This window comes from Emticicia fontis (genome assembly GCF_054779675.1).
Map to the genome: position 1 here is coordinate 50,422 of NZ_BAAGXU010000026.1, position 25,275 is coordinate 75,696.

General features: G+C 35.7%; 17 protein-coding genes. 9 read left to right on the forward strand and 8 right to left on the reverse strand.

From position 1 onward, the window contains the following. Positions 1-75: 75 nt before the first annotated feature. Both pgi and ACYVFA_RS14055 read left to right on the forward strand, forming a co-directional pair. Positions 76-1,719 carry a glucose-6-phosphate isomerase gene (gene pgi, locus ACYVFA_RS14050; protein ID WP_460472467.1) on the forward strand — a complete coding sequence of 548 codons (1,644 nt, stop codon included), beginning with the start codon at positions 76-78 and terminating at the stop codon, positions 1,717-1,719. A 347-nt stretch (positions 1,720-2,066) separates the two neighbouring features. Then, positions 2,067-3,923, forward strand: coding sequence for a LysM peptidoglycan-binding domain-containing protein (locus ACYVFA_RS14055; RefSeq protein ID WP_460472468.1), 1,857 nt, complete (start codon positions 2,067-2,069; stop codon positions 3,921-3,923). 59 nt (positions 3,924-3,982) lie between these two features. On the opposite strand, the gene ACYVFA_RS14060 is transcribed toward ACYVFA_RS14055, so the two are convergent. Then, positions 3,983-4,921 (reverse strand): formylglycine-generating enzyme family protein, encoded by a 939-nt coding sequence (locus ACYVFA_RS14060; RefSeq protein ID WP_460472469.1) that lies wholly within the window; start codon positions 4,919-4,921, stop codon positions 3,983-3,985. A gap of 39 nt (positions 4,922-4,960) precedes the next feature. Further along, entirely contained in the window at positions 4,961-6,325 is a 1,365-nt protein-coding gene (locus tag ACYVFA_RS14065) for a hypothetical protein (RefSeq protein WP_460472470.1), read from the reverse strand. Positions 6,326-6,453: 128 nt separating this feature from the next. Between ACYVFA_RS14065 and ACYVFA_RS14070 the strand changes: the two genes are divergently transcribed. After that, positions 6,454-7,602 carry a glycosyltransferase family protein gene (locus ACYVFA_RS14070; protein ID WP_460472471.1) on the forward strand — a complete coding sequence of 383 codons (1,149 nt, stop codon included), beginning with the start codon at positions 6,454-6,456 and terminating at the stop codon, positions 7,600-7,602. Further along, positions 7,589-8,650 carry an acyltransferase family protein gene (locus ACYVFA_RS14075; RefSeq protein WP_460472472.1) on the forward strand — a complete coding sequence of 354 codons (1,062 nt, stop codon included), beginning with the start codon at positions 7,589-7,591 and terminating at the stop codon, positions 8,648-8,650. The genes ACYVFA_RS14070 and ACYVFA_RS14075 overlap by 14 nt, the downstream gene beginning before the upstream one ends. An 11-nt stretch (positions 8,651-8,661) precedes the next feature. Here the strand turns inward: ACYVFA_RS14075 and ACYVFA_RS14080 are convergent, their stop codons facing one another. Continuing rightward, positions 8,662-9,849 carry an SGNH/GDSL hydrolase family protein gene (locus tag ACYVFA_RS14080; protein ID WP_460472473.1) on the reverse strand — a complete coding sequence of 396 codons (1,188 nt, stop codon included), beginning with the start codon at positions 9,847-9,849 and terminating at the stop codon, positions 8,662-8,664. Positions 9,850-10,134: 285 nt separating this feature from the next. Between ACYVFA_RS14080 and ACYVFA_RS14085 the strand changes: the two genes are divergently transcribed. The 3 genes from ACYVFA_RS14085 to ACYVFA_RS14095 are packed head-to-tail and all read left to right on the forward strand — an operon-like array spanning position 10,135 to position 12,553. Beyond that, positions 10,135-10,896: a vWA domain-containing protein gene (locus tag ACYVFA_RS14085; RefSeq protein WP_460472474.1), complete on the forward strand. Its 762-nt coding sequence runs from the start codon at positions 10,135-10,137 to the stop codon at positions 10,894-10,896. A gap of 17 nt (positions 10,897-10,913) precedes the next feature. Continuing rightward, the gene (locus ACYVFA_RS14090) at positions 10,914-11,570 is read left to right on the forward strand and encodes a tetratricopeptide repeat protein (protein WP_460472475.1); all 657 of its coding nucleotides are present in this window, start codon (positions 10,914-10,916) and stop codon (positions 11,568-11,570) included. Between the two features lie 35 nt (positions 11,571-11,605). Continuing rightward, complete coding sequence (locus ACYVFA_RS14095; RefSeq protein ID WP_460472476.1) at positions 11,606-12,553, forward strand: phosphoribosylaminoimidazolesuccinocarboxamide synthase; 948 nt, start codon at positions 11,606-11,608, stop codon at positions 12,551-12,553. A gap of 68 nt (positions 12,554-12,621) precedes the next feature. Here ACYVFA_RS14095 and ACYVFA_RS14100 read toward each other — a convergent pair whose 3' ends face one another. Then, the gene (locus tag ACYVFA_RS14100) at positions 12,622-14,127 is read right to left on the reverse strand and encodes a glutamate synthase subunit beta (RefSeq protein WP_460472477.1); all 1,506 of its coding nucleotides are present in this window, start codon (positions 14,125-14,127) and stop codon (positions 12,622-12,624) included. Between the two features lie 87 nt (positions 14,128-14,214). Next, positions 14,215-18,780: a glutamate synthase family protein gene (gltB, locus tag ACYVFA_RS14105; protein ID WP_460472478.1), complete on the reverse strand. Its 4,566-nt coding sequence runs from the start codon at positions 18,778-18,780 to the stop codon at positions 14,215-14,217. A 792-nt stretch (positions 18,781-19,572) separates the two neighbouring features. On the opposite strand from gltB, the gene ACYVFA_RS14110 reads away from it, so the two are divergent. After that, the gene (locus tag ACYVFA_RS14110; protein WP_460472479.1) at positions 19,573-20,187 is read left to right on the forward strand and encodes a glycosyl hydrolase 108 family protein; all 615 of its coding nucleotides are present in this window, start codon (positions 19,573-19,575) and stop codon (positions 20,185-20,187) included. A gap of 279 nt (positions 20,188-20,466) precedes the next feature. Further along, positions 20,467-21,051, forward strand: a complete 585-nt coding sequence (locus tag ACYVFA_RS14115) for a lysozyme family protein (RefSeq protein WP_460472480.1) — start codon at positions 20,467-20,469, stop codon at positions 21,049-21,051. Positions 21,052-21,117: 66 nt separating this feature from the next. Here the strand turns inward: ACYVFA_RS14115 and ACYVFA_RS14120 are convergent, their stop codons facing one another. The 3 genes from ACYVFA_RS14120 to ACYVFA_RS14130 all read right to left on the reverse strand — a co-directional run bounded on the left by ACYVFA_RS14120 (position 21,118) and on the right by ACYVFA_RS14130 (position 25,259). Further along, positions 21,118-21,513 (reverse strand): response regulator, encoded by a 396-nt coding sequence (locus tag ACYVFA_RS14120; RefSeq protein WP_460472481.1) that lies wholly within the window; start codon positions 21,511-21,513, stop codon positions 21,118-21,120. Between the two features lie 105 nt (positions 21,514-21,618). After that, complete coding sequence (locus tag ACYVFA_RS14125; protein ID WP_460472482.1) at positions 21,619-23,460, reverse strand: sensor histidine kinase; 1,842 nt, start codon at positions 23,458-23,460, stop codon at positions 21,619-21,621. 311 nt (positions 23,461-23,771) lie between these two features. After that, positions 23,772-25,259 carry an FG-GAP repeat domain-containing protein gene (locus ACYVFA_RS14130; RefSeq protein WP_460472483.1) on the reverse strand — a complete coding sequence of 496 codons (1,488 nt, stop codon included), beginning with the start codon at positions 25,257-25,259 and terminating at the stop codon, positions 23,772-23,774. Between the last annotated feature and the right edge of the window lie 16 nt (positions 25,260-25,275).

A 25,275-nucleotide genomic window follows, 5' to 3' on the forward strand; every position in this document is an offset into this window, starting at 1 on the left:
CTGATTCCTAACCCCTAGAAGGAAATTTATACTAATCAAATCAAGGCCTCCAGAGGGGATGGAGGTATATAAATTATGCTACCTACTATAGATTTTACCCAAACTCCGGCATTTAAAAAACTCAAAAGTCATTATAAAACCATAAGCAAAAAGCAATTAAAAGACCTTTTTGCAGAAGACAAAAACCGCTTCAAGAAATACTCTCTGAAATTCAACGACATCTTAGTTGATTATTCAAAAAACAATATTAATGGCCGTACCATATCTTATCTGATTGAACTGGCACAAGAATGTAATCTTTCTGAGGCTATTGAGCAGATGTATACAGGTGCAAAAATTAACCAGACTGAAAACCGTGCTGTTTTACACGTAGCACTTCGAAACAGAAGCAATAACCCGATTTTAGTAGATGGCAATGATGTAATGCCGGAAGTAAATGAGGTATTGGCGAAAATGAAAGACTTTTCAGAAAAAGTTAATTCTGGTTCATGGAAAGGCTATACTAATAAAACTATCACTGATATTGTTAACATTGGTATCGGTGGTTCTGATTTAGGCCCTGTAATGGCTACTGAGGCGTTGAAACCTTATGCAAAGAAGCTGAAAGTGCATTTTGTATCAAATGTTGACGGAACGCACATTGCTGAAACCTTGAAAAAAGTTTCTCCTGAAACAACTCTGTTCATGATTGCTTCAAAAACCTTTACTACACAAGAGACTATGGCAAATGCCCATTCTGCTCGTGATTGGTTTTTGAAAACAGCAGTTGATTCCGAATTTGTGAAGAAACATTTCGTAGCCATTTCAACCAATCAGAAAGAAGTAGAGAAATTTGGAATCGACCCTGCCAATATGTTTGGATTCTGGGATTGGGTAGGAGGGAGATACTCTCTTTGGTCGGCTATTGGTTTGTCAATTGCTTGTTATATTGGTTTCGAAAATTTTGAAGCTTTACTAAGTGGTGCTCACGAAATGGATAACCATTTCAGAACTACTCCATTTGAAAAAAATATTCCTGTTATTTTAGCCCTCTTGGGTGTATGGTATAATAATTTTTACGGAGCTGAATCTCACGCCATTCTTCCTTATGATCAATATATGCACCGTTTTGCAGCTTACTTCCAACAAGGGGATATGGAGTCGAACGGTAAATATGTAGATAGAAAAGGTGATCAGGTTAATTATCAGACTGGCCCGATTATCTGGGGAGAGCCGGGTACTAATGGTCAGCACGCTTTTTATCAGTTAATACACCAGGGCACAAAACTAATTCCTGCAGATTTCATTGCTCCAGCTATTTCTCATAATCCACTAGGAGATCATCACAAAATGTTATTGTCGAACTTTTTTGCTCAAACTGAGGCCTTGATGAATGGTAAAACTTCAGAAGAAGTGATAAAAGAATTAGCTGGAAAATCGCAGGAAGAAATTGATAAAATTGCACCTTACAAGGTTTTTCAGGGAAACAGACCTACTAATTCAATATTAGTTAAGAAAATTACCCCTAAGTCATTGGGAAGCCTGATAGCCGCTTATGAGCATAAAATATTTGTACAAGGTATTATCTGGAATATTTTCAGCTTTGATCAATGGGGTGTTGAACTTGGTAAACAATTAGCTAATAAAATTTACCCTGAACTACAGGATGATACTATAATTAATTCTCACGATACTTCTACTAATGGTTTGATTAACCAATATAAAAAGTGGAGAAAATAATCTGTTTTAAAGTAACCTATTGATAGTCAATAGGTTATATTTTTGTTTGAAATTTTCACTATTTTTTGAAAAAATAATTTTAATAGAAATTATAAAAAAAAATAGCGTTTACATTTGGAAATATAAAATGCGTCTTTTACTTTAGCATCAGAATTACAAAATAAGCTTTCCTAATTAAATTAAAAAATGGTTAAACCGCACACAATGGTAGGCCATGGCGAGAACGCAAGTTCAAACTCAAACCCAACGTAAAGTTATCAACTGTATGGGAGATACATCTGTGTCTCCCATTTACAGTAACAGTTAATCTAAAAATGGACTTACGTGCTTTTAGAAATATTGTTTACTTGAATTTACTACTGGGTTGTTGGCTGAACAATAATTCATTTGCATCAGATATTTTCATATACAACCCAGTAGTTCCAAACGAGGTTAAATTTGCGAATGTTACCTTTCAGCTAAACGATGTTACGAAGTATCTCGTGCTGAATGAAATGAAAGACATTCAATCTAATCGGCAGGTGCTTTTAAATAAATTAGAAAAAGCGTCTTTGTTCTTTCCCATTGTTGAGCCAATTCTTAGAGAGCAGGGAGTCCCTGACGACTTTAAATTTCTTGTCAATTACGACAAATATCAGTCGTCTATTGAAAAAAATGGTATTCCTGATTCAGGTGTTTACTGGTGCTTAGATCGACAAAAAGCTGAAGAGGTTGATTTGCTGATTAACACACAGGTTGATGAACGAAAGCATTTGATTTTAGCTACCCGTGGTGCAGCACTGTGTTTAAGAAGAAATAATGTATTATATAATAACTGGGGTGCAACCCTGTATTCATTAATTGCGCACAAGAAAATTATTAACCAATTAGAGGTTAATCGTAAGTGGGCAAATAGTTCGAGTAACGAAAATGAATACATAGCCTTAGACAGTCCGGCTTATATGGCTTTGTTACAATTTCTGGCCTATAAGTTAGTGATTGAGCAGGAGTTCCCGGCTTTCAAGCCTCAAGTACCCAAAATCGTATATGAATACCCGTATAGTAAGGGAAAGAGCCTGAACAGGATTTCAGCCGAATTGAAAGTTGACCTGACTGTATTGAATGAATATAATTCGTGGCTTTTAGCCAAGAATGTGCCGGATACGGATTGTCAGGTTTTGGTAGTAATACCAATTAACCGGTTCAGTGAAATAAGAGTGTTGACTGAATTATCAAAAAAATCAGTATTGCCCACAAAGGATTTAGGTTTTCCCTTATTAAAAAAGGAAAACGACAATGCAAAAAGTAAGGGTAAGGGCGGAATTTTCTATCAGATAAATAACTTAGCTGGAATACAGGCTGAAATGTGTGATAATGCAGTCAATCTGGCTTATAAAGCTGATATTCCACTAAAGAAATTTGTTGAGTATAATGATATTAAAGAAAACGACTTGCTGCAAATAGGGCAGGTCTATTATCTGGAAGATAAGAGTAACAAAGCAAGTGTTCCATTTCATGTGGTAAGAGAAGGAGAAACTTTATGGAGCATTTCTCAGACTTATGGAGTTAAGCTCGTTAACTTGTTAAAATATAACAGATTTGAGACTGTTCAGCGTTTACAAAGAGGGAGGATAATCTGGTTGCAGACAACCCGACCTAAAAACAAACCGGTTGAATACATTAATATGCCAGATGAACTTGAAGCTATAGACGCAATTGTCAGGGATCAAAGTAATTCGGAGTTTAATGAAGAGGCACTCAATAAAGAACCAATGAAAATTGATACCGTTGTATTGGTTGACAAAGGGAATGTAAAAGTAAATGAAGTTATTAGTTTAAAGAAAAGCGAGAACGAGGATATTATATCGGCTAAAGAAAAGGAATTAAATTCTTCACCTTTATCGCAAGAAATTAGGAAAGAACAAACAATGAACTTAAATTTGCCGAAAACTGTTGAAAAAAGTACTGTTATCTCTCCCGTTCAAACTAAGAACGAACCAGAGAGTAATGTCACACCTTCGGTTAAGCCTCAAAGCACTAATACCTTAAAAGAAAAAACCACAGAACAACAAGTAAATTTTCTGTATCATACGGTAAAGAAAGATGAGACCTTGTTCAGAATTTCAGTAAACTACAATGTTACAGTGGACGACTTATGGAAACTGAATGGTTTGTCCAGCAATATTGTGAAAGTAGGAGTAGTACTGAAAATTAAGCGTTTGTAAATAGTATAGATTCACTCAATAGCTCAGATTAGCCTCTGCCACTGGTGGGGGCTAATTTTTTATTGAATGTCTTTTACACAACGAAAACCTACATGCATCAAACTTGTCTCAGGCGTAGTAAAAGACCTGCCAGAAACCCTGTATCCATGGCACCACGAAGGCTCACACAAAAACGAGCCACCACGTTGTACTTTTTCTTTCTTCTCGTTTGATTCTCTCTTAACGCCCTTAAGTAAATCGGCGTAGTCAGTTCGCCAGTCCTCACACCATTCCCATACATTGCCACTCATATCGTAAATTCCTAAAGGAGATTTGTTGAATGAACCAACCGGAGCAGCAAAATGGAAGCCATCAAGGGTTTTATCAAAATTTGGGAAAGTACCATTCCAGGTATTCGCCAGATACTTACCGCCAGCTACCAACTCATTGCCAAAAGGGTATTGCAATTTAGAGTTAATACCATTTCTGGCTGCGTGTTCCCATTCTATTTCATAAGGGAGTCTTTTACCAGCCCATTGAGAATAGGCTTTGGCATCATTCCAGGATACCTGAGTGACTGGGAAATTATCGGGGGCTTTATCCGCTTTTTTCCCATAAGGATATTCCCAACTTGCCCCTTTTTCCAATACCCATTGTTTGGTTTCTTCATTCAGAATCCCACCATCCCCAAATTTTTCTGCTTCAGTTTTATAATTAGTAGCTAAGACAAACTTTCTGAAATCTCCAACAGTTACTTCATGGGCATCCATCAGGAAAGGTTTTACCTGTGCCCAGAACATAGGCTTTTCCCACTCCACTCCATCTTCTGCACCAATTTGCGTAAATCCCCCTGGCACATAAACCATCTCAGCTGGTAGCGTATTAGTAGAGGTATTATTGACAGTTTTCTCCCTTGGTTCAGATTGATAAATAGTAATATTCTCAGAAAATTGATAAGAATCAACCTCCTTATTACATGAAAATAGCACGATTAAGAATACTACATTAAGATACTTCATAGGTGATTTAGGGTAGAAACGCAAGTTGTACTTTATAATTTAAGTAGCCAACGTAGATTCAGTTACTTTTGCTTTTATGATTTTCACAGGTTTATAATTCAGGGCAAATCGGGCCACAAAAATGATGGCTGTCCAACGCTGATAATCATAAGGCATTCCCATCGTAAAATTCTGAATAACAGTCGCCAGAAATACATAGGCTGTAAAAAGGGTAAAATCGGTAGATGGATTAAATATCTCTTTAAATACCCAAATCAATAATATAATATGAAGCGTAGTAAAGACAAAGAAGCCCATTATACCCAAATCATTAAGGGTTTGAAAAAGTGGCGAATCGAGATATTTATGGTGATAGCCATTGCCAAAAATTACGGTCAGCCAATCACCATCTTCTAATCTTTCATCAATGCTTTTAAATAAATTAGTGATATTTGTTACCCGGGTGGAGGCAGAATCGTCACCTGCTAATTTTACAGTGGTAGCCGTCTTAGTGTCGGTTAAAGAAGTTAAAATCCGCTCAATCCTCTCAGTAATAATATTAGAAACATTAATGAAATACTCATCAAATCGCGTATGTTCCCAAAGATAATAAACACCACCACAAGCTATGAAGAATAATAAAAGCCCTTGCCATCCAAAGGTCCACTTCAAAACTTTATAAATATTATGAGCATTAATGTTCGTGATATAATAAAAAAAGAAAAATATACCCGTTACAAGAATAATAGCCATCGCCTGGCAAAGTGCGAGCACTAATAATAGGACCACAATGCTACCGATATATCCCAAACGCCAAAGCATGCGCTTCTCACTTCGTAGCAAAAGAATTCCGGCAACCAGGCCACAATAGGCACTTTTAGCATAGATATGTGGGTTTCCCATAGAAGATACCTCATCGTCTCCACTAAAACTGATAGAAGCTCGCATACCAACTACATATAATGGGTTCCGGAATACATAATATAAAAGACTTAACCCTCCGATGACACATATTACCAGCGAAAACAAGAGAAAAGTATCTTTCAGAGAGTTAATAGAGGTTCCTGCAAAGATGAACATCGACAATAATATCAAGGCCTGATACACTGCTTCAACAGTTGTATTGGTAAACCAACCCCTATTAGGTGCATAGGCGGCTAGATAAAATATTGCAATTGCAGAATAGGCCAGACAAAGTAAATAACCTAAGGTATTTGTTTGATACAGTTTTTTTATAGTAAAAGGGAAAGCCAATAATATACTGCCAAAAGTCAATGCAGCAGTAAAGGCAGTGCTATTAGGCGCCAATTTTAGACCATCTCTCAGGAAATAAATGATAGGGGCGCCAAAGAAGAAAAAGCTTAACCCTAGACTTTGCCGATATTTTAATAATTTATTGATTAATAAGTCTATGTAGATTATCATCTTATTTTTTTTTACAAATATACTTTACCTATACCTAAATGTCATTTAATATCGATTAATTTTCTATTTTAAGGAGGAAAATTTTGTAATTTTGGACCATTGTTATTAAAAGAAAAAAACGGTAGCGAATGCGGATACTTATCATTCATCAATACCTTTGGTCTCATTACAAAGGCAAAATTTACTCCGAACTTCAGAAAATAGTCAACACAAATACTAAAGATGAATTATTAGTTCTTCAAACTTCTTTAAACGAAATAACCCGAGCCAATCTAGGACCTGTCGATAGAAGTATCCATCAATACAATTATCAGGTTTTGGTTGATGATTACTATGAGAATATTCCTAATACGACAAGAGCGAAGAAAATGTTGTATTGGGTGCGTAAATTCAAACCTGATGTAGTGAATGTCTCTGGATATTATGAAGCGGCCATGAATTCTGTAATTTTTTACTGCCGATTAAATGGTATTAAAGTAATTATTTCAGTTGATTCTACTGAAGATGATAAACCTAATCTGTGGTGGAAAGAAGCCATTAAAAAATTTGTAGTCAATAGAGCACAAGGATTCTTCTGTTATGGATCAAAAGCTGCAGAATATATGCTTAAATTTGGCGCCAAACCTGAGCAGATTTTACTGGAAAATAATGCAGTAGATAATCAGAGAGTTGAATTGATTCATAACGAAGCTTTGCTAAACCGGAAAGCTGAAAAGCAGAAATACAATTTAAGACCTTATAATTTTATCTACACAGGTAGATTAATGGCTATTAAAAATGTAAACAATTTATTGATTGCCTTTTCAAAGTTAGAAGCTAAAGATTGGGGATTAATTATTTTAGGTGATGGGGCAGAAGGTGAAAAGTTAAGAAAATATGTGGCCGATACCCAATTAGAAGGAGTACGGTTTATCGAAGGGCAAGCATGGTATAATGTTCCCAGATTTATGGCATTGGGCGATGTTTTTGTCTTGCCTAGTTATTCTGAGCCTTGGGGTTTGGTGGTAAATGAGGCAATGGTTTGTGGAATGCCTGTAGTAGTATCAAATAAATGTGGGTCCTCACATGATTTAGTAAAAAATGGTCAGAATGGTTATACCTTTAACCCTTATGATACTGATGAAATGGCTGATATTATGAAGAAATTTGTTAATGAGCCTGATAAAATTGAAAGTTTTGGGAAAATTTCTAAAGAAATAATTAAAAAATACTCTCCCGAACAAGTGGCTCACGAAATGTATAATGGTTTTAAAAAAGTGTTATATGCAGATAAATAGAACTAATAATTTTGATTTGATACGATTAATGGCTGCATTTCAGGTATTGATCTGGCATGGGGCTGTTCATTTCAAAATTTTTAACGATACATACATGTACAACTTCTTGTCTGTACTTTTTCATTTTCCTGGAGTACCTGTTTTCTTTACTATCAGTGGATTCTTAATTAGTCATTCATTAGAGCGAAATAAATTCGATTTAAAGAAATATTTCAGAAATCGGGCTTTAAGAATTTATCCGGCATTGTGGGTTTGTACTATTATTACTGCTTTATTGCTTATCTATTTTATTAAGCCAATCGTAGTTAAAGACTTATTAATCTGGCTTGCTGCACAGATTTCATTTTTACAGTTTTATGTTCCCCCTTCATTAAAGACGTGGGGAGCTGGACACCCAAATGGAAGTTTATGGAGTATAGCAGTTGAGTTGCAGTTTTACCTGATATTGCCAATATTGCTGTATATTATTAATTTGCCTAAGAAGCTCATATATAATAATATTATTATTGGGGTTCTATTTACTTTATCAGTTTTTACAAAATATTTTATTAATACCGATTCATGGATTTTAAGCCATGAACTAATCTCCAAATTTTTAGGTAACACCGTATTTTATTATTTGAATTTCTTTTTAACAGGTATAGCCATTTACAAAAACTTTGGCTGGTTAGAAAAATTTCTAAGAGGAAAAGTATTTATATGGGTGGCAATATATGTTGCCTATACATTAATATTTCATACCTGGCTGAAGTATTATATTGACCCTTACGACCTTTCAAGATGGGGAATCATAGCTAATACCTTGCTATCACTAGTAAGTATTTCCTTTGCTTTTTCATTTGTTCATTTGAGTAAAAAACTGCTTAATGAGAATGATATATCTTATGGAATATATATATACCATTTGCCGGTTATCAATACTATGCTGAGCTATAATCTTTTTGGTAGTATATGGGATTTGATTGTAATGGGTATTATTGTAGTTTGCGTTGCCTATGCTTCATGGAAATTGATTGAGCAGCGAGTTTTAAAAGTGAAATTTAAGTAATAGTTCTTTAATCATGGAACGATCTTTTCTTGCTTTAAAGTCTTGTATAAATAATCGCCAGCCAGTGCGTGTCCTTTCTGATTCCAATGAAAATCCACAGGTAAGTATAGAGTCTCTATCGGATTCTTTCTTTTTACTATCTCATTTTTGAATGAGAAGAACTTAATCTGATTTTGCTGACAGTAAGTAATTAAAGCATTTTCTACACCGATGGTACCTGATTTCTGAAACTCTTCTAAAGAAGTATGAGAAGGAATATAAAATACTAAAAAATTAACCCCTTGTTTCTTAGCGGCAGCATCTAAGGCAGACAAATATTTATAAGTGTGATACAAGGGTTCTTCTGTTGAGATATGTACTTTTTGAGTTGCAGCCCTATTAACATTACTTTTCTCTTGTACTATTACTGCTTTGGCAGTATCATTTTTTGGAGAGGTTTTCTGAGTCTTAAAACTGTCAGCCGCATCAGCATCTGCTTCGAGTGCTTTATTGGCATCACTCACTTTTTTATTCCACATCAAGCCGATATTATAGCGAATCAGACCAAATAACTGAGAATTAGAGGATAACCAGTTATACAGCTTATTTTCTACAAGCTTATTCTTTTTCAGTGCATTAACCGTTGCATAAGAATTTTGCTGATTTGTTATAATCGAATCATTTTCAATATGAAAATAAGCATTTGCCTTATTGTCATTTATATCGTTATCAAAATAGAAGTAAATAACAGTATTTGGGGTTAGATCTTTACCTCTTACCTGAAAGAACTTTAGCGCATAGTCTGTACCTACCCCAGATACTCCAGCATTAAGCACTGCAATTGTATCTTTATTGATTTTTCGTTCTAAAATTTTGGCAAATGTCTCATTATCATTTACTCCCCATCCATATGTGAATGAGTCGCCCAGGCAAAGAATTTTATATGGATATTTCTGATAGTCAGCTACTTTACGCGTATCGCGCATACCAATGTCATTATTCTGATACTCATAATAATATACTTTCGGATGGTCTTTGAAGCCTTTTTGGTTAGGTACAGGCACCATGCCGCCTAATTTTTCATCATAAAAGAACTGAACTGGCGAGGTAACTTGAGGGAAAAATAGCCTGATAGCAAACTCTCCAATGAGCAGTCCTATCGATAGACTAATAATAAAAGTTATTATAAGAGGAAAAACTTTTTTAATCAACTTCGACATTGAAATAATTTTTGCAATTTTGTGTACTTTTCGCAAATATAAAAATTTTGCTGAGGGGAAACTAATGAAATATCATTATAAAGTATGAATTGGATAAAACCTCTCACCATAGTTGAATACATTTTTATTGGCATTTTTCTCTTAGTATATATCGTATATTTTGCGCGAACATACATAATTGCCAAACGTTTAGGTACAACCTCGCGCTCAGTAGTTATTAAGTTTTTTATCAGAACTGCCTACTTAGGTCTTTGTATTATTGGTTTGCTTGGGCCAAGTTTTGGGGTGAGCGAAATTGAAGCACAAGCTAGCGGAAAAGATGTATATTTTGCCTTCGATGTATCTAAATCGATGGATGCGGTGGATATAGAACCCACCAGGCTTGAAAAAGTGAAATTTGAAATAGCTAAGAATTTGAATGCATTGAAATCTGATAGGGTAGGGATTGTTGTTTTTTCGGCTAGTGCCTATGTACATATACCTCTTACCTATGATAGAGATGCCTTAAATCTGTTTATTCAGAAATTAAGTAGTGATTTATTTACTGAATCAGGCACAGATATAAATACAGCTCTAAAACTGATTCAAAGCAAATTTACATCGGGTAATGCTCCAAATCGTCGAGCAAAGGTTATTATTATGGTGAGTGATGGTGAAGATTTCGGAGAACTGGAGTCTGGTGTTATTCAGGATTTAAGAAAAAATAACATAAACTTTTTAGCACTAGGGGTAGGAACTCCACTAGGTGGGAAAATTAAAGAGGGTAATGCTTTCAAGAAAGATAAAAATGGAATTGAAATTATTTCAAAGTTAGATGCAGCGTATTTGAAAGAATTAACAAAAGTGTTGAACGGTAAATATTTCCAGTTATCAAATCAGGTAAATGACGTTGCAGCTATTTTAAAGGAAGTGGGACAACTCGAAAATAACTGGGTTGATACTCGAAAAATGACTGTCGCAAATAACAAATACTTTTACTTTGTTTTTCTGGCACTCATATTAATGATTATAGATATTTTAATTACAATCCGAACGATTAAACTTTAATCACAGGCAAATTATTAATGAATACCTGGTTCTTTTATATCATTTTGCTTTTTCTGAATATTCGCTCATTGACGAATGTTTCAGAGAGAAACAGGCTAAAAATTGAGGCTGGAACCGCCTTTATGAATAAAAATTATGCATTAGCCCGAGACAAGTATCAGAATTTAGCCGATATTTCTTTTAATCTGGAGCCTGAAGCACGACTAAATATGGCTCATTCCTACTTCTTTACGAAAGATACAACCAGAGCATTGTTAGAGTACAAAAGATTATTGAGAGTGAGTGATGAGCAGATTTTTACAGGGGCATTAATCCAGATTGGGGTAATTAACGCAATGCAGAAAGATAGTATGACTGCTATGCAATTATTCAAAGAGGCTTTGCAGAAAAATCCTGATAATCTAACGGCAAGGTATAATTATGAATTATTGAAAAAGAGACTACCTGATAATAATCCTCCGCCTCCGTCACAAAGTCAGGTCGAAACGCCTGAAAATTCAGAAACTCAGCAATCAAATGAGAAAAAGGATGAGTTGCAATCTACTAATCCTGAAAAGATGAGCAGAGAAAAAGCATTACTGATATTAGAAGCCATGAAAAGTAATGAGCTGCAATATACCCCCAGGAGGAAAAATGCCAATAAAAAGAATAGCAAAAACGAAAAAGACTGGTAAGGTCTGTTAAGATTTAAATAATTATATTAATAAGTATGACAAAAATTTCTGTAGTAAAAGAGACACATTTCAATTTCGAAGGTCAGACAGGGTTTTATCGTGGGAAGGTTCGTGATGTATATGATTTTAACGATAAAGTAGTAATGATCGCTTCGGATAGGATCTCGGCTTTCGATGTAATTTTACCTAGACCAATCCCTTTTAAAGGGCAAGTATTAAATCAGATAGCTTCGAAATTTCTAAAAGCCACTAAAGATATTGTACCTAACTGGCTGCTGTCAACACCAGACCCAAATGTATCAATAGGTATTAAATGTGAGACTTTTCCAGTAGAAATGGTTGTAAGAGGTTATCTGGTCGGTCATAGCTGGCGTACTTATAAAAGTGGTTTAAGAACTTTGTGCGGTGTAACGTTGCCTGAAGGGATGGTTGAAAACCAGAAATTTCCAACGCCAATCATAACGCCATCTACTAAAGCACATGAAGGACACGATGAGGATATTTCTCGCGAAGAAATTATTAGCCGAGGTTTAGTGCCGGAAGATAAATATGCGCAACTTGAAAAATATGCGCTAGCTTTATTTGCCAAAGGTACAGAAATAGCTGCAGAAAAAGGATTAATTCTTGCTGATACCAAATATGAGTTTGGTGAGAAAGATGGTGTAATTTACTTGATTGATGAAATTCATACACCCGATTCATCAAGATATTTCTATGCTGATAGATATGAAGAAAATCTTGCACATGGGTTGCCACAAAAACAATTATCTAAAGAATTTGTAAGAGAGTGGTTAATTGCCAACAATTTCCAGGGCAAAGAAGGACAAGTAGTGCCAGAAATGACTGATGAAAAGGTTGAAGAAATATCAAAACGCTATATTGAACTTTACGAAAAAGTAGCAGGAGAGAAGTTTGAACCTTCAACAGCGGAAGACATTATTAAACGAATTGAAAATAATATTAAGGACTATCTGAATAATTGACCAGATATAAATTTAAATAAATTGAGCCGCTCCGATAGGTGCGGCTCAATATTTTTTAGAAGATAAAATCAAATACCAATATAAGCTGGAGAAATCATCGATACTGATTTAGCCTCTAATAACGATTCTCCCATCAAATATTCATCTACTTTTCTGGCACATTCACGCCCTTCTGAAATTGCCCACACCACCAGAGATTGTCCACGACGCATATCGCCTGCTGCAAATATCTTAGATTTATTCGTCTGATATTCTAAAGCTTTTACGTTTTTTCTTTCATCTATGTCAACTTCCAATTGTTCTAACAATTCTTGCTGTGGATTTAGGAAGCCAGCAGCGATTAAAGCCAATTCACAAGGAATTTCTCTTTCATTCATCTCGACTCTAGTACCATTGAACATAGCAGCTTCTGAAATTAAAATACCTTTCAGATTGCCATCCGCATCACCAATATACTCTTTTACATTGATACTGAATAGACGTTCGCAACCTTCTTCATGTGAAGTAGAAGTACGCTTAGTCAAAGGCCAGTTAGGCCAAGGCGTAGTTTCTGCTCTGAATTTATAATAAGGCTGTTTTTTATCATCAATACTCGGTTCAGGCATTACTTCCACTTGGGTAATGCTCTTCGCACCATGACGATTCGATGTACCCACACAGTCAGAACCAGTATCACCACCACCAATGACCATTACATTTTTCCCTGTCGCTAATAATTCACCGTTTGCATAGGCATCACCTTTATGGTCGGTAATGAGATCAATGCCTGATACGCGTTTATTCTGTTGGCTAAGGAATTCCATAGCAGGATAAATACCCTTTAATTCTTTCCCTTTAATATCAATCATTCTTGGTACAGTAGAACCACCTGCCAAAACAATTGCATCAAAATCACGTACTAAATCGCTAGCTTTGATATTTACACCTACATTCGCATTGGTTTTGAAAACTATGCCTTCTTCTTCCATTACAGCCGCTCTCCGTTTTACTACCGATTTATCCAGTTTGAAATCAGGAATACCGTATCTTAATAAACCACCTACTTCGTCAGCTCTTTCAAAAACGGTTACCCAGTGGCCTGCTTTATTTAATTGAGACGCTGCTGCCAAACCGGCTGGTCCAGAGCCGATAACGGCTACTTTTTTACCGGTTCTTTTGGCAGGAATATTTGGTTTCACCCAACCATTTTCGTAGGCTTTTTCAATAATTGATTTCTCAATATATTCAATAGCTACAGGAGGTTTGTTAATGCCTAATACACAAGATGCTTCACAAGGGGCAGGGCAGATTCTGCCAGTAAATTCAGGGAAATTATTAGTTGAACTTAATATCTGATAGGCGTATTCCCAGTTTTGCTCCCATACAGCATCATTGAATTCTGGAATGATATTGCCAAGAGGACAACCACTATGACAGAACGGAACGCCACAATCCATACAGCGAGCTGCCTGCTCACGTGTCTGATTGGCATCATAACTGGTTTCTACCTCATTATAATCTTTTTTTCTTTCAAGAACATCACGTTTTAAGGATGGCTGACGTTCAAATTCTAAAAAACCGGTTGGTTTTCCCATTTCTTTATTATGATTTTGTGTATATCTTAGGATGTTTAAGTTTCAGAGAAGATGAAACTTAGCGCTTTATCTTCTCTGTGATTAGCATTATGCTAAAACTTTTTCATGTTCTGCTTTCTTCTTTCTTTCAAGCAATACACGTTTGTAGTCGGTCGGCATTACTTTCACGAATTTAGAAACTTCAGCGTTAAAGTCAGCCAGGATTGCTTGAGCAACAGTACTATTGGTTACACTTAAGTGTTTTTCAATAAAGGCTTTCAACATTTCAGCATCTTCAATGTCTGGTTTTTCTAAACCAACCATTTCTTTATTGCATTTCGAATCAAAATCGCCATCAACATCATAAATATAAGCAATACCTCCGCTCATACCCGCTGCAAAGTTTCTTCCGGTTTTACCAAGGATAATAGCCAGGCCACCAGTCATATATTCACAACCATGATCACCAATACCTTCAACTACTACTTTAGCACCCGAATTTCTTACACAGAAACGCTCACCTGCCATCCCTCTGATATATGCTTCACCTGAAGTTGCACCATAGAAAGCAACGTTACCAATAACCATGTTTTCTTCAGCTTTAAACTTCGCTTTTCTATCAGGATATACAATTAATTCGGCTCCACAAAGACCTTTTCCGAAGTAGTCATTCGAATCACCCTCTAATTCCAGTTTTAAACCTTTGGTAGAGAATGCACCGAAAGACTGACCTGAGGTACCACGATATTTGAAATGGATAGTCCCATAAGGTAAACCTTCGCCTTTATGTATTTTCGAAATCTCGTTCGAAGTCATAGTTCCGATACTACGATTCAGATTATTTACCGTATATTCTGCTGTTACTTCCTGTTTATCATTGATAGCAGCCTGCGCGTCTTTAATCATCTGCCAGTCAAGGACATTCGCAATACCATGGTCTTGCTCTTCTTGTTTGTATTGCGCAACATCAAGTGTAGTTGGCTCTTTATAAAGAATACCGCTTAAATCAATTTTCTTGTATTTCCAGTGGGCTAAATCATCACGTTTTTCAAGGAACTGTACTTGACCAATCATTTCGTTGACGGTACGGAAACCTAATTCAGCCATTATTTCACGCATTTCTCTCGCCAAATAGGTGAACATATTCACTACGTGTTCTGGTTTACCGCTAAACATGGCACGAAGCTCTTTGTTCTGCGTAGCTACACCCACCGGACAAGTATTTAAGTGACATTTACGCATCATGATACAACCTACCGATACTAAAGCTGCAGTAGCCACACCAAATTCTTCTGCACCTAGTAAAGCTGCAATTACCAGGTCTTTACCTGTACGAATCTGGCCATCAGCCTGTACAACTACTCTACCACGCAATTTATTTTTAACTAAAGTCTGGTGAGTCTCTGCTAGACCAAGTTCCCAAGGTAAACCAGCATGTCTGATAGATGATAGAGGAGAAGCTCCTGTACCACCGTCATGACCAGCAATCAAAATCACATCAGAGTGTGCTTTAGCAACACCTGTGGCAATTGTGCCAACACCGGCCTCAGATACTAATTTTACTGATATACGCGCATCACGATTGGAATTTTTCAGGTCATAAATCAACTGCGCCAAATCCTCAATTGAATAAATATCATGGTGAGGAGGAGGGGAGATAAGACCTACACCCGGTGTACTATGACGTACACGCCCAATCCAATCATCAACTTTATGGCCCGGGAGCTGCCCACCTTCACCAGGTTTAGCCCCTTGTGCCATTTTAATTTGTAGTTCTTTCGCATTAGTGAGGTAATGACTTGTTACTCCAAAACGACCAGAAGCTACTTGCTTAATGCTTGAACTTAAATTATCACCATTTTGGTCTAATTCGTAACGAATTTCATCTTCACCACCTTCACCAGAATTCGAACGACCACCAATACGGTTCATCGCAATAGCCAAAGTAGTATGTGCTTCCCATGAAATTGAACCGAAAGACATTGCACCAGTAGCAAAACGTTTGAAGATGCTTTCCACAGGCTCTACTTCTTCTATCGGAATTGGATTGCCTTTTTTGAATCTCAATAAGCCCCTGATGGTTAGAGCATCAGTACCTTGATCGTTAATCAGTTTCGAGTATTGTTTGAAAACTGAATAACCTTTTTCTAAATCCTTTTCACCGACTCTACCAGCCTGTTGCAATAAGTGAATGCTTTGTGGATTAAACATATGGCGTTCTCCACGTTGTTTCCATTGGTAAACTCCACCTACTTCCAGTCTTTGTACAGAAACTTGAGGTACATCAGGATAAGCAACTTTGTGGCGTACAATCGCTTCTTTGGCGATTTCGGCTATGCCCATGCCACCAATCCGCGAGATTGTTCCGGTGAAGTATTTATCAATAACCTGTTTATTCAAACCGATACATTCAAAAATCTGAGCACCCTGATATGATTGCAAGGTTGAAATACCCATTTTCGAGAATATCTTCAATAACTCTTTATTAACTGCCTTAACATAGTTTTTATAAAGTGTATAGTCCTCAAATGTTCCTTCAATCATGCTTTTCTTGTTCATCCACGAGATGGTCTCGAAAGCCATATATGGGCATATAGCCGAACAACCGTAACCAATCAAAGTAGCAAAGTGGTGCGTTTCCCAGATATCACCTGCTTCTACTACGATACCTGCTTTTCCTCTGATACCTTTCTTAATCAGATGATGGTGAATAGCAGCAGTAGCTAATAAAGATGGGATAGGCGCGTGATCTGAATCAATCGCTCTATCTGAAAGAATCAGAATTTCAAAACCATCTTCAATGGCATCTTCTGCGTAGCGGCAAATTCTATCTAAGGCAAATTCTAATGCTTTTCCTGTATCAGGGGCTTTAGCATTGAAATACGTATTGATAGTTTTTGCCTGGAAACCCTTATAATCTACAAAACGAAGTTTGTCAAATTCTTCAACTGTCAACACAGGTTGTTCTAACTCAAACATCCTGCAATGCAAAGGTGATTCTGTCAGGATGTTTTCATTTGAACCTACAAACGAAATCAACGACATAATAGAACGTTCTCTGATTGAGTCGATAGGAGGGTTGGTTACCTGCGCAAACAATTGCTTGAAATAATAAGAAAGATGCTGACTTTGATCTGAAAGAATAGCCAATGGTGTATCTACACCCATAGAGCCAATTGCTTCCATGCCAGTTTGAGCCATAGGCGCCAGAATCATTCTTAAATCTTCTGAAGTAAAACCAAAAGTCACCTGTCTTTTCAATAGTGTTTCTTCACTATAATTCTGATATGGACGGATAGATTTTGGCAATACAGAAGTTTTTATTTTATATTCATCTAGCCATTCCTGATAAGGTTGTCGCGAACAAATATCAGCCTTTACTTCTTCGTCTGGGATAATTCTTCCTTGCTCCATGTCTACAATAAACATTTTGCCTGGTTGAAGACGGCCTTTTGAGACAACTTTAGCCTGATCAATATCTAATACACCTGCTTCTGATGCCATTACAACAGTATCATCGTCTAATACCCAGTAACGAGACGGACGTAAACCATTTCTATCAAGAGTAGCACCTACCATTTTACCATCAGTAAATGAGATAGAAGCCGGGCCATCCCAAGGCTCCATGATAGCCGCATGATATTCGTAGAATGCTCTCCGTACAGGATCCATATGTTCATTGCCATCCCAGGCCTCTGGCACGAGCATCATCATTACGTGAGGTAATGAACGACCTGATAGGTAAAGCAATTCGATTACATTATCTAATTGGGCAGAGTCAGAATTCCCTGCATCACAAATCGGAAGAACCATATCCATTTCTTCCTTTGTGAAAAACTCTGATACAAAAGACTTTTCTCCGGCTCTGATCCAATTCACATTCCCTTTTACTGTATTTATTTCACCATTGTGTGCAATAAAGCGGAAAGGTTGTGCCAATTTCCATGATGGAAATGTGTTGGTTGAGAAACGAGAGTGTATAACTGCGAAAGCAGAAGTTACTGATTCATTCCATAAATCAGGGAAATAATACTTAAGTTGCTCTGTAGTTAATTGCCCTTTGTAAGAGATAGTACGGCAAGAAAGTGATGAGAAATAGAAATGTTCTTTTGCTCCGGCAACTGATTCACGGATAATACGTGAAGCATATTGACGAAGAATATACAATTTTCTTTCAAAATCAATTTCTTCGGTAATATCAGACGGACGTTTAATAAACACCTGTTCAACATGAGGTTCAACAGATCCTGAGCCTTCGCCTAAACAATCTCCTCTGGTAGGTACAACTCTATACCCCAATAATTCTAATCCAATTCGCTCAATCTTTCGGTTAAGTATCTCTCTGCATTCTTCTCTTTCCGTTTCATTCATCGGAAAGAAAATCATTCCTACACCATACTCACCACTTGAAGGCAATTGGAAATTCAATTTATTGCATTCATCTAAAAAGAATTCATGGGGTATCTGCAATAAAATACCGGCACCGTCACCCGTGTTAGGGTCACAACCACATGCACCACGGTGGTCCATGCGTTCAAGCATTTTTATTGCATCGGCAACAATTCCATGAGATCTTCTCCCTTTTAGATGGGCCCGAAAGCCAATACCACAGGCATCATGCTCGAATTCCGAACGATATAGACCTTGTTCCATTACTTGTTCTGCTTCAGTCATCGTGCGATAAAATTTATAGGGTTTTAAATTGTACTCTGATTAGATAATTTGTAATTTAAACATGAAGTTTATTTCCTAATAATCTTCTGAATTGTTATATATAAAGAGTATATACAGCAATTGAAATGCAATATAATACCAAATTTATTTGGCATAACAACTTTGAAACCAAATTTTATTTATTTGACTTAAAATACTTGTTTTTGCAATAGTTGTTATGAGAATAATACAATAATGAATAAAGTTAGTAAATTATTTCCTGAAAATAACTAAACGAATATAGCGAATTTTCGCTTGAAAAACAGCGTTTTGAGCGTTTTTTGCGCCATTTAAGTTGACTTAACAAAAATATAATTTAAAGAATAGCTTTTAAATAAGCTTAATTATAAAAGTTACACTTAAGGTTGAGAAATGTACTAATCTATACGTAATAAAATTTATCAATAAAGTATGTGAATCAGGACATCTTAAGATACCATAACATAGGCGAAATCAAGCTTTCAGAATCAAAATCTGAATTTTTTTCTAATTTTTTTTTCAGTTGGATAATTATTGGAATAATTGTCAATTCGGTATTATATTAATTTGTATTTTTTTTAGAAATATGGTACTTTTCCTAGAAATATGTTAGGAATATTCTAATAAAATTTCTTGATGCTAAAACAAAAAATATGGTAATAAGTTACCTATAAATTGGCGCGTTTTAAGATGCCATTTAATAAAGAATTTGGTAAGTGTTTGATAATCAGGTATTTAATTTGTACCTTTGTGCTCCACATATCGAAATAATACATGAAACAACTGCAACGCATGTTTCTGACTGGGTTTCTGGTCAGCTTTGTGTCTGTTCATCTTCAAGCAGCATCCTTTGATAAGTACTTCTCTAAACTCATCAAATTTGAAGGCAAAGGATTCGGAATTAATCAGGAAATATGGGGCAAAAAGGACTTCACTAAGGCTGAGGCATTTAAAATCCATAGAAAGTACTATTGGAATAAATACCACGGCAATTTATTCAAAAGCCAGGAAGTGGCTGAAGCACTTATTGACCATATTATTAATGCTGGAGAGGGCAGAAACAGTGTAAACATTCGGGCTTTTGAGGCAATCATCGGCGTTCAGCAAGATGGGAAACTCTCAAAAGAAGATGTGCAAATCGCTAATTCATTCGTGCAATGTGAGTATGTAGTTAATCCGTACGTTAACTATCGACTACATTTTTACGGGTCAAGAAAAAACGCCAAGAAGTACCCGGGCTGGATGATTAGGGCAAGAGCCTTTGGCATATTTGATGATGAAAATAATATGCTGGCAGATTTTTTGGTTTTACCGGATATTTTAATTGGGAAATCTCCGGATGAAGAGTTGGATGAGCCAACCGAAGAACTTGCCTCAAAGGTCGATTAACATCTTACATTATTTTTTTACTTTTTAAAAGAATCCCCTCAAAATTAGTATGATTTTTGAGGGGATTTTTATTGTCAGAAATATTCCTGTAGATACAATTTTGCTACGTCATTCTCGTTTATTAATAGCCAAGTTAAAACTATTTCAGCCTCATATTTCAAAATATTTCTTTATTGCTAGACTCTCTACCAACTTAAGTCCCACTTTCTGATTAAACGGTATAATTTTTGTATACAACTCTATATTGAGCTATTGAATTGAATTAATTTAAACATTCCCATGAATCCCAAAAAGGTAATCTTTACTTTATTGGCAATTACTTGCCTGTCTTTTGTCTGCGTGATTTTTATTAACAATGGTGCTTCATTCAATAAGTATGCGCCAAAGTTGCTTCGATTTGAAGGTGATGGATATGGTATCCATAAACCAATCTGGGGCGATAAAATGTTTACGAAGGAGGAAGCCTTATACATTCATCGACATTACTACTGGAACCGCTATTTAGGCAATCATTTTAAAGATCAGGCAGTAGCTGAAGTTTTTATTGATCATCTGATAAATGCAGGTGAAGGAGAGAAGAAAAGGAATATTAAGGCATTTGAAAAAATTATTGGTGCAGAAGAGGACGGAGTCTTAACATTAGCTGATATTCAATTAGCTAATTCCTTTGAAAAACCTGAGGACATTGTAAATCCTTATGTTGATTATCGTTTAAGATATTATAGGACCCGCAAAGACGCCAAAAAAAATAAAGGCTGGTTTAAAAGAGCTAAATCATTCTATATCGAAACAGAATCAGAGGAGCAGTTAGCTGAAGACGAAAATGTAATGGAAGACTATATAGTGATTCCGAAAGCAAAATAGGCTTAGAGAATACTAAAATTCTTAAAAATTACTTTCTATTTGTTGATTAAATAGAAAGTAATTTTATTACTTATAAGATTCAATCATTTGTTCTATTTGCTTTTTGCCAATTGGTTTAATCAAAAAGTCAGATACAGTTTTATAATTCTTTGCTTTATTATGATCCTGTATATCGATAGAGGAACTAACAATATAAAGTTTGACTTTTTTTTCTAGTGGAATTTTTTCAAACTCGTCTAAAAACTGCCATCCATCCATCACTGGCATATTAAGATCTAATAAGATAAGATCTGGAAGTGATTCTGGATTTTTCTTTAAAGTTGTTAAATGATTGATGGCTTCCTTGCCATTCTGAAAGATTTCTATGTTTTCAAACGAATAAACAGAACCCATTATTCTTTGCAAAACATACGTCAGGATTTTATCGTCGTCGATAATCCAGGCATTATTAATTTTTCTCATCGCGTAAGCCCTCTAACCAAAAGTTTATGGGTTAATAATTGTTTATTTTTCCTGGTAGCTTTTAGTATTCAGATATGTGATGAAAATTGGAAGAAGCGTACAGAATTATTGATTTTTGATATAGACCTTAAAGGTACTTCCTTTGTCAACTTTACTTTCTGCTTCAATTTTCCCCCCCATAGCATCAATTTGATTTTTGACAATAAACAAGCCAAGACCCCTTGCATCTTTGTTTGTATGAAATGTTTTATACATACCAAAGAGTTTTTGACCATGTAAATTTAAATCAATTCCCATGCCATTGTCTTCAATTTTGAGAATTAAATATTTATCCGTATGCTCAGATCGGATATGGATATTTGGTTTTCTATCTGGATGGCGATATTTTATAGCATTAGTAAGGAGATTTAGCAAAATACTTTCGATGTATTGAGGACTATAATCTACGACAAGATTTTGTGGCAGATCTATATGAACAACCGCAGAGGTTTCTTCAATGCTCCCTTTAATATTGGTCAGAACTTTTTCGATCTCATTATATAAATTAACCTTTTTTACCTGTTGATTAAGATTGGTCTGTATTTGTAAAACATCATTAAGATAATGTACGGTTTCTTGTAAATCGTTAGCGATGGTAATTAAAAACTCTGTTAATTCATTTTTTTTAGCCTCATCAGTTTCTTCTAACAAGACACCTAGTAACATCTGAAAATTGCCGGTATGTGACCTCAGATTATGAGAAGTAATGTGGGTAAAGTTTATGAGTCGCTTGTTTTGTTCACTAACAAGATCTAAAGTGTTTTTCAGTTCCTGTTCACTATTTTTTCTTTGGGTGACATCGGCATGTGTGCCTAGCATCAAAATTGGTCTTTTATCAAACGACCATTCGATAACCTTGCCTTTATCATGCACCCATATCCATTCTCCACTTTTATGATGCATCCTGTATTCACATTCATAGAACTCTGTTTCTCCTGCAAAACATTTTTCTAAAGCAACATCAGGAATTTCTTGATCATCCGGATGAACCAGATCATTCCATATTTTTTTACTTATAGGTTTTAATTCCTCCAAAGTGTAGCCTACAATTCCTGCCCACCGTTCATTATAGATTATTACATTTTCCTGGACATGCCATTCCCATGTACCAATATTTGTTCCCTCAATGGTTTGATAGAGCCTTTGTCTTTCACGCTGTAGTTCTTCTGATGCTCTTTTCTGTTCGGTTATATCATTAAGCTGAGATATAAAATACATAGGAGCGCCATCATTATCCACTACCAACGAAACTGTTAAGTGTACCCAAACGATTTGCCCATTTTTGTGGAAATATCGTTTTTCCATCTCATAATTATCAATCTCTTTATTAAGCATCTGCCCAACTAAAGATAAATCTTTATCTAAATCATCGGGATGCGTTATATCCTGAAAAGTAAGTTTCATCAACTCACCTTCATTATACCCTGTTATTTTACAGATTTGTTTATTTACCTTTATCCACTTTCCTTCGGGCGATACAAGTGCCATACCTATAGGCGCAAATTCGAAAGCTTTCTGAAATTTGTCTATGTTTAACTGAAGCGTTTGTAAGAGGGTTTCTTGTGCGGTAACATCCTGGAAGGTCCCATGAAGCATGACACATGCCCCATTCTCAAAATCTGCCTGGGCGGTGCTTTCCACCCACTTAACATTCCCTTTGCTGGTGACGATCTGAAATTTTTCTACAAAGGGCTTACCAGTATTAATTAACTGTTGAATCAAACCCATTATTCTGTCACGATGCCCAGTACCTGTATAAAAATTAACAGCTGATTCGAGAGTAGGGAAAAATTTTTCGGAAACGTCGTATATAGATTTAGTGACAAAATCCCAATCTAGAATTCCCGTTTTAAGATCCAGCTCCCAAGTTCCGATATTGGGTAATAAATTTGCCCTTTCGTATTTCATTAGTCAGTAAACAAAATAATATAATGAATCACTCAAATAAGTAATTGGTAATTATAGCAAGCCTATTAAAGAGTAAAATTATTTTTAACTTTTGGGGTAACACATTAGTCTTTACGAAACAAGTAATATGTCAGGTAGGAACACATTTATTATCACAAAAACAGGATAATAATTCTATTAATAATCACGTAGCTTTGTTGCGTGCTCAAATATATTGATTTTTATTTTAGGAATGCTATATATACGTAAATACCTAAAAAAAATGTTGCTACATATAAAATCAAATCATTTTGTAAGAAAGTTCATGAAATTTATTTTTTTTTCGCACTTTGGTTGATTAAATATAATACCCCTTTGGCCTTTGTCCATTCTTTTAATAAAGTTCCGGGAGTTGTACCTATGGGGTGATTACCCAAGACTATGTCTTCGTCACCATCGCCATCAATATCTCCTGTATCCATTACTAGCCATCTGCCGAATGTTTTGATATTCAATACTTTAGGTGTGAATTTTCCTTGATTGTTTTCGAATAAAACAAAATCTTTTGGTGTTTTTTCAAAGTAATCTACAAAAAAGGCGATAGAAGCAATATCAAGGTCTCCGTCTAAATCAAAATCTCTGGCGACTGCTTTATAAGCGCCATTCATTTGGTAGAAATACGTTTGTTTGAATGTATTCTTACCTTGATTGGTAAAAATATAAACTCCATGATAAGGTTTCAGTTCTATAGTATAGTCTGAGTTATCTCCTGCAGTATATAGAATATCCAATAAACCATCTTTATTCATATCTACTAACTCAAAACTTGAAGAACCATAGACAGGAGGGAAGCGCATTAGAATAGTTGGGGTAAATTGTAAATTACCATTGTTCTTATACCCTACAATTCGCTCATCTCCTTGTCCAAAAAGAGTAATTAAATCCAATTTTCCATCTTTATCAAAGTCGATAGGGATGGTTTTAATTGCTCCTGGCGTGTTTTCAATGATATGTTTTTCAAATATATTACCTGTTTTCTTCCAGACAACTAAAGAGCCTTTCAATACACCAAACTCATTAATAACAAATTCTTCATCAGGGTTTTCGTCTAGATTGATTGAAATAGTTTGTGTAGGTCTATACAAATTAGTTAATAAAATTTCGCTTATACTTGGAGAAAGAGCCTTTACATATCCATAATGCTTCAGTGCCGGGTCTATTGAATTGCCCATGTAGGTAAGAAGAACTCCATTATCTTTTAATAACTGAATATCACTTATTGCTGCGTTGCCAGGAATTTGCCTGACAACATTACTCTCTTTATCTAATATCCAAATCTCCTGATTGATTTCGTCAGCAGCATAAGTAAGGTGTTTTGCTGTATCAATTTTTATACAAGTGATATTCGGCATTTTTTGAGAGTAAGGCATATGGCTCATACCTTTAAATAATTTGCCTTCACCCGTTGTAATACTACTTAAAGGAAAGTTTAGGCTATAAGGTGATTTTGCGACATAATATTTTTTGATCCGCGCCCAATCTTCCTCCAAAATAGTTGGTTTAGTAGGAATATTATTCTGCTCAATTAGGTCAATTTTGGTTTGCCTTTTTATTTCACTTTGAACTCCCATGAGAAGTCCCATTTTAGGCAGTACTTTCTCCCAGTTATTTTTATCTAACAAATTGGGGGTAGGGAAGAGGTGGCAGCTGCCACAATGCTTTTCAGCTAGCGCAAGATCAGCTTTCTCATCTTCTTTATTATTACAGGCATTGAAAGCAATAATAAAGAAAGCAAGTGGGATTAAGATTTTATTCGTCATGGTTGAATCATTTGTA

Bases quoted from the DNA above. Each gene is read 5' to 3' on its own strand.
- pgi (WP_460472467.1), top strand. From the start codon at position 76: ATGCTACCTACTATAGATTTTACCCAAACTCCGGCATTTAAAAAACTC.
- ACYVFA_RS14060 (WP_460472469.1), bottom strand. From the start codon at position 4,921: ATGAAGTATCTTAATGTAGTATTCTTAATCGTGCTATTTTCATGTAAT.
- ACYVFA_RS14065 (WP_460472470.1), bottom strand. From the start codon at position 6,325: ATGATAATCTACATAGACTTATTAATCAATAAATTATTAAAATATCGG.
- ACYVFA_RS14070 (WP_460472471.1), top strand. From the start codon at position 6,454: ATGCGGATACTTATCATTCATCAATACCTTTGGTCTCATTACAAAGGC.
- ACYVFA_RS14075 (WP_460472472.1), top strand. From the start codon at position 7,589: ATGCAGATAAATAGAACTAATAATTTTGATTTGATACGATTAATGGCT.
- ACYVFA_RS14080 (WP_460472473.1), bottom strand. From the start codon at position 9,849: ATGTCGAAGTTGATTAAAAAAGTTTTTCCTCTTATAATAACTTTTATT.
- ACYVFA_RS14090 (WP_460472475.1), top strand. From the start codon at position 10,914: ATGAATACCTGGTTCTTTTATATCATTTTGCTTTTTCTGAATATTCGC.
- ACYVFA_RS14095 (WP_460472476.1), top strand. From the start codon at position 11,606: ATGACAAAAATTTCTGTAGTAAAAGAGACACATTTCAATTTCGAAGGT.
- ACYVFA_RS14100 (WP_460472477.1), bottom strand. From the start codon at position 14,127: ATGGGAAAACCAACCGGTTTTTTAGAATTTGAACGTCAGCCATCCTTA.
- gltB (WP_460472478.1), bottom strand. From the start codon at position 18,780: ATGACTGAAGCAGAACAAGTAATGGAACAAGGTCTATATCGTTCGGAA.
- ACYVFA_RS14110 (WP_460472479.1), top strand. From the start codon at position 19,573: ATGAAACAACTGCAACGCATGTTTCTGACTGGGTTTCTGGTCAGCTTT.
- ACYVFA_RS14115 (WP_460472480.1), top strand. From the start codon at position 20,467: ATGAATCCCAAAAAGGTAATCTTTACTTTATTGGCAATTACTTGCCTG.
- ACYVFA_RS14120 (WP_460472481.1), bottom strand. From the start codon at position 21,513: ATGAGAAAAATTAATAATGCCTGGATTATCGACGACGATAAAATCCTG.
- ACYVFA_RS14125 (WP_460472482.1), bottom strand. From the start codon at position 23,460: ATGAAATACGAAAGGGCAAATTTATTACCCAATATCGGAACTTGGGAG.
- ACYVFA_RS14130 (WP_460472483.1), bottom strand. From the start codon at position 25,259: ATGACGAATAAAATCTTAATCCCACTTGCTTTCTTTATTATTGCTTTC.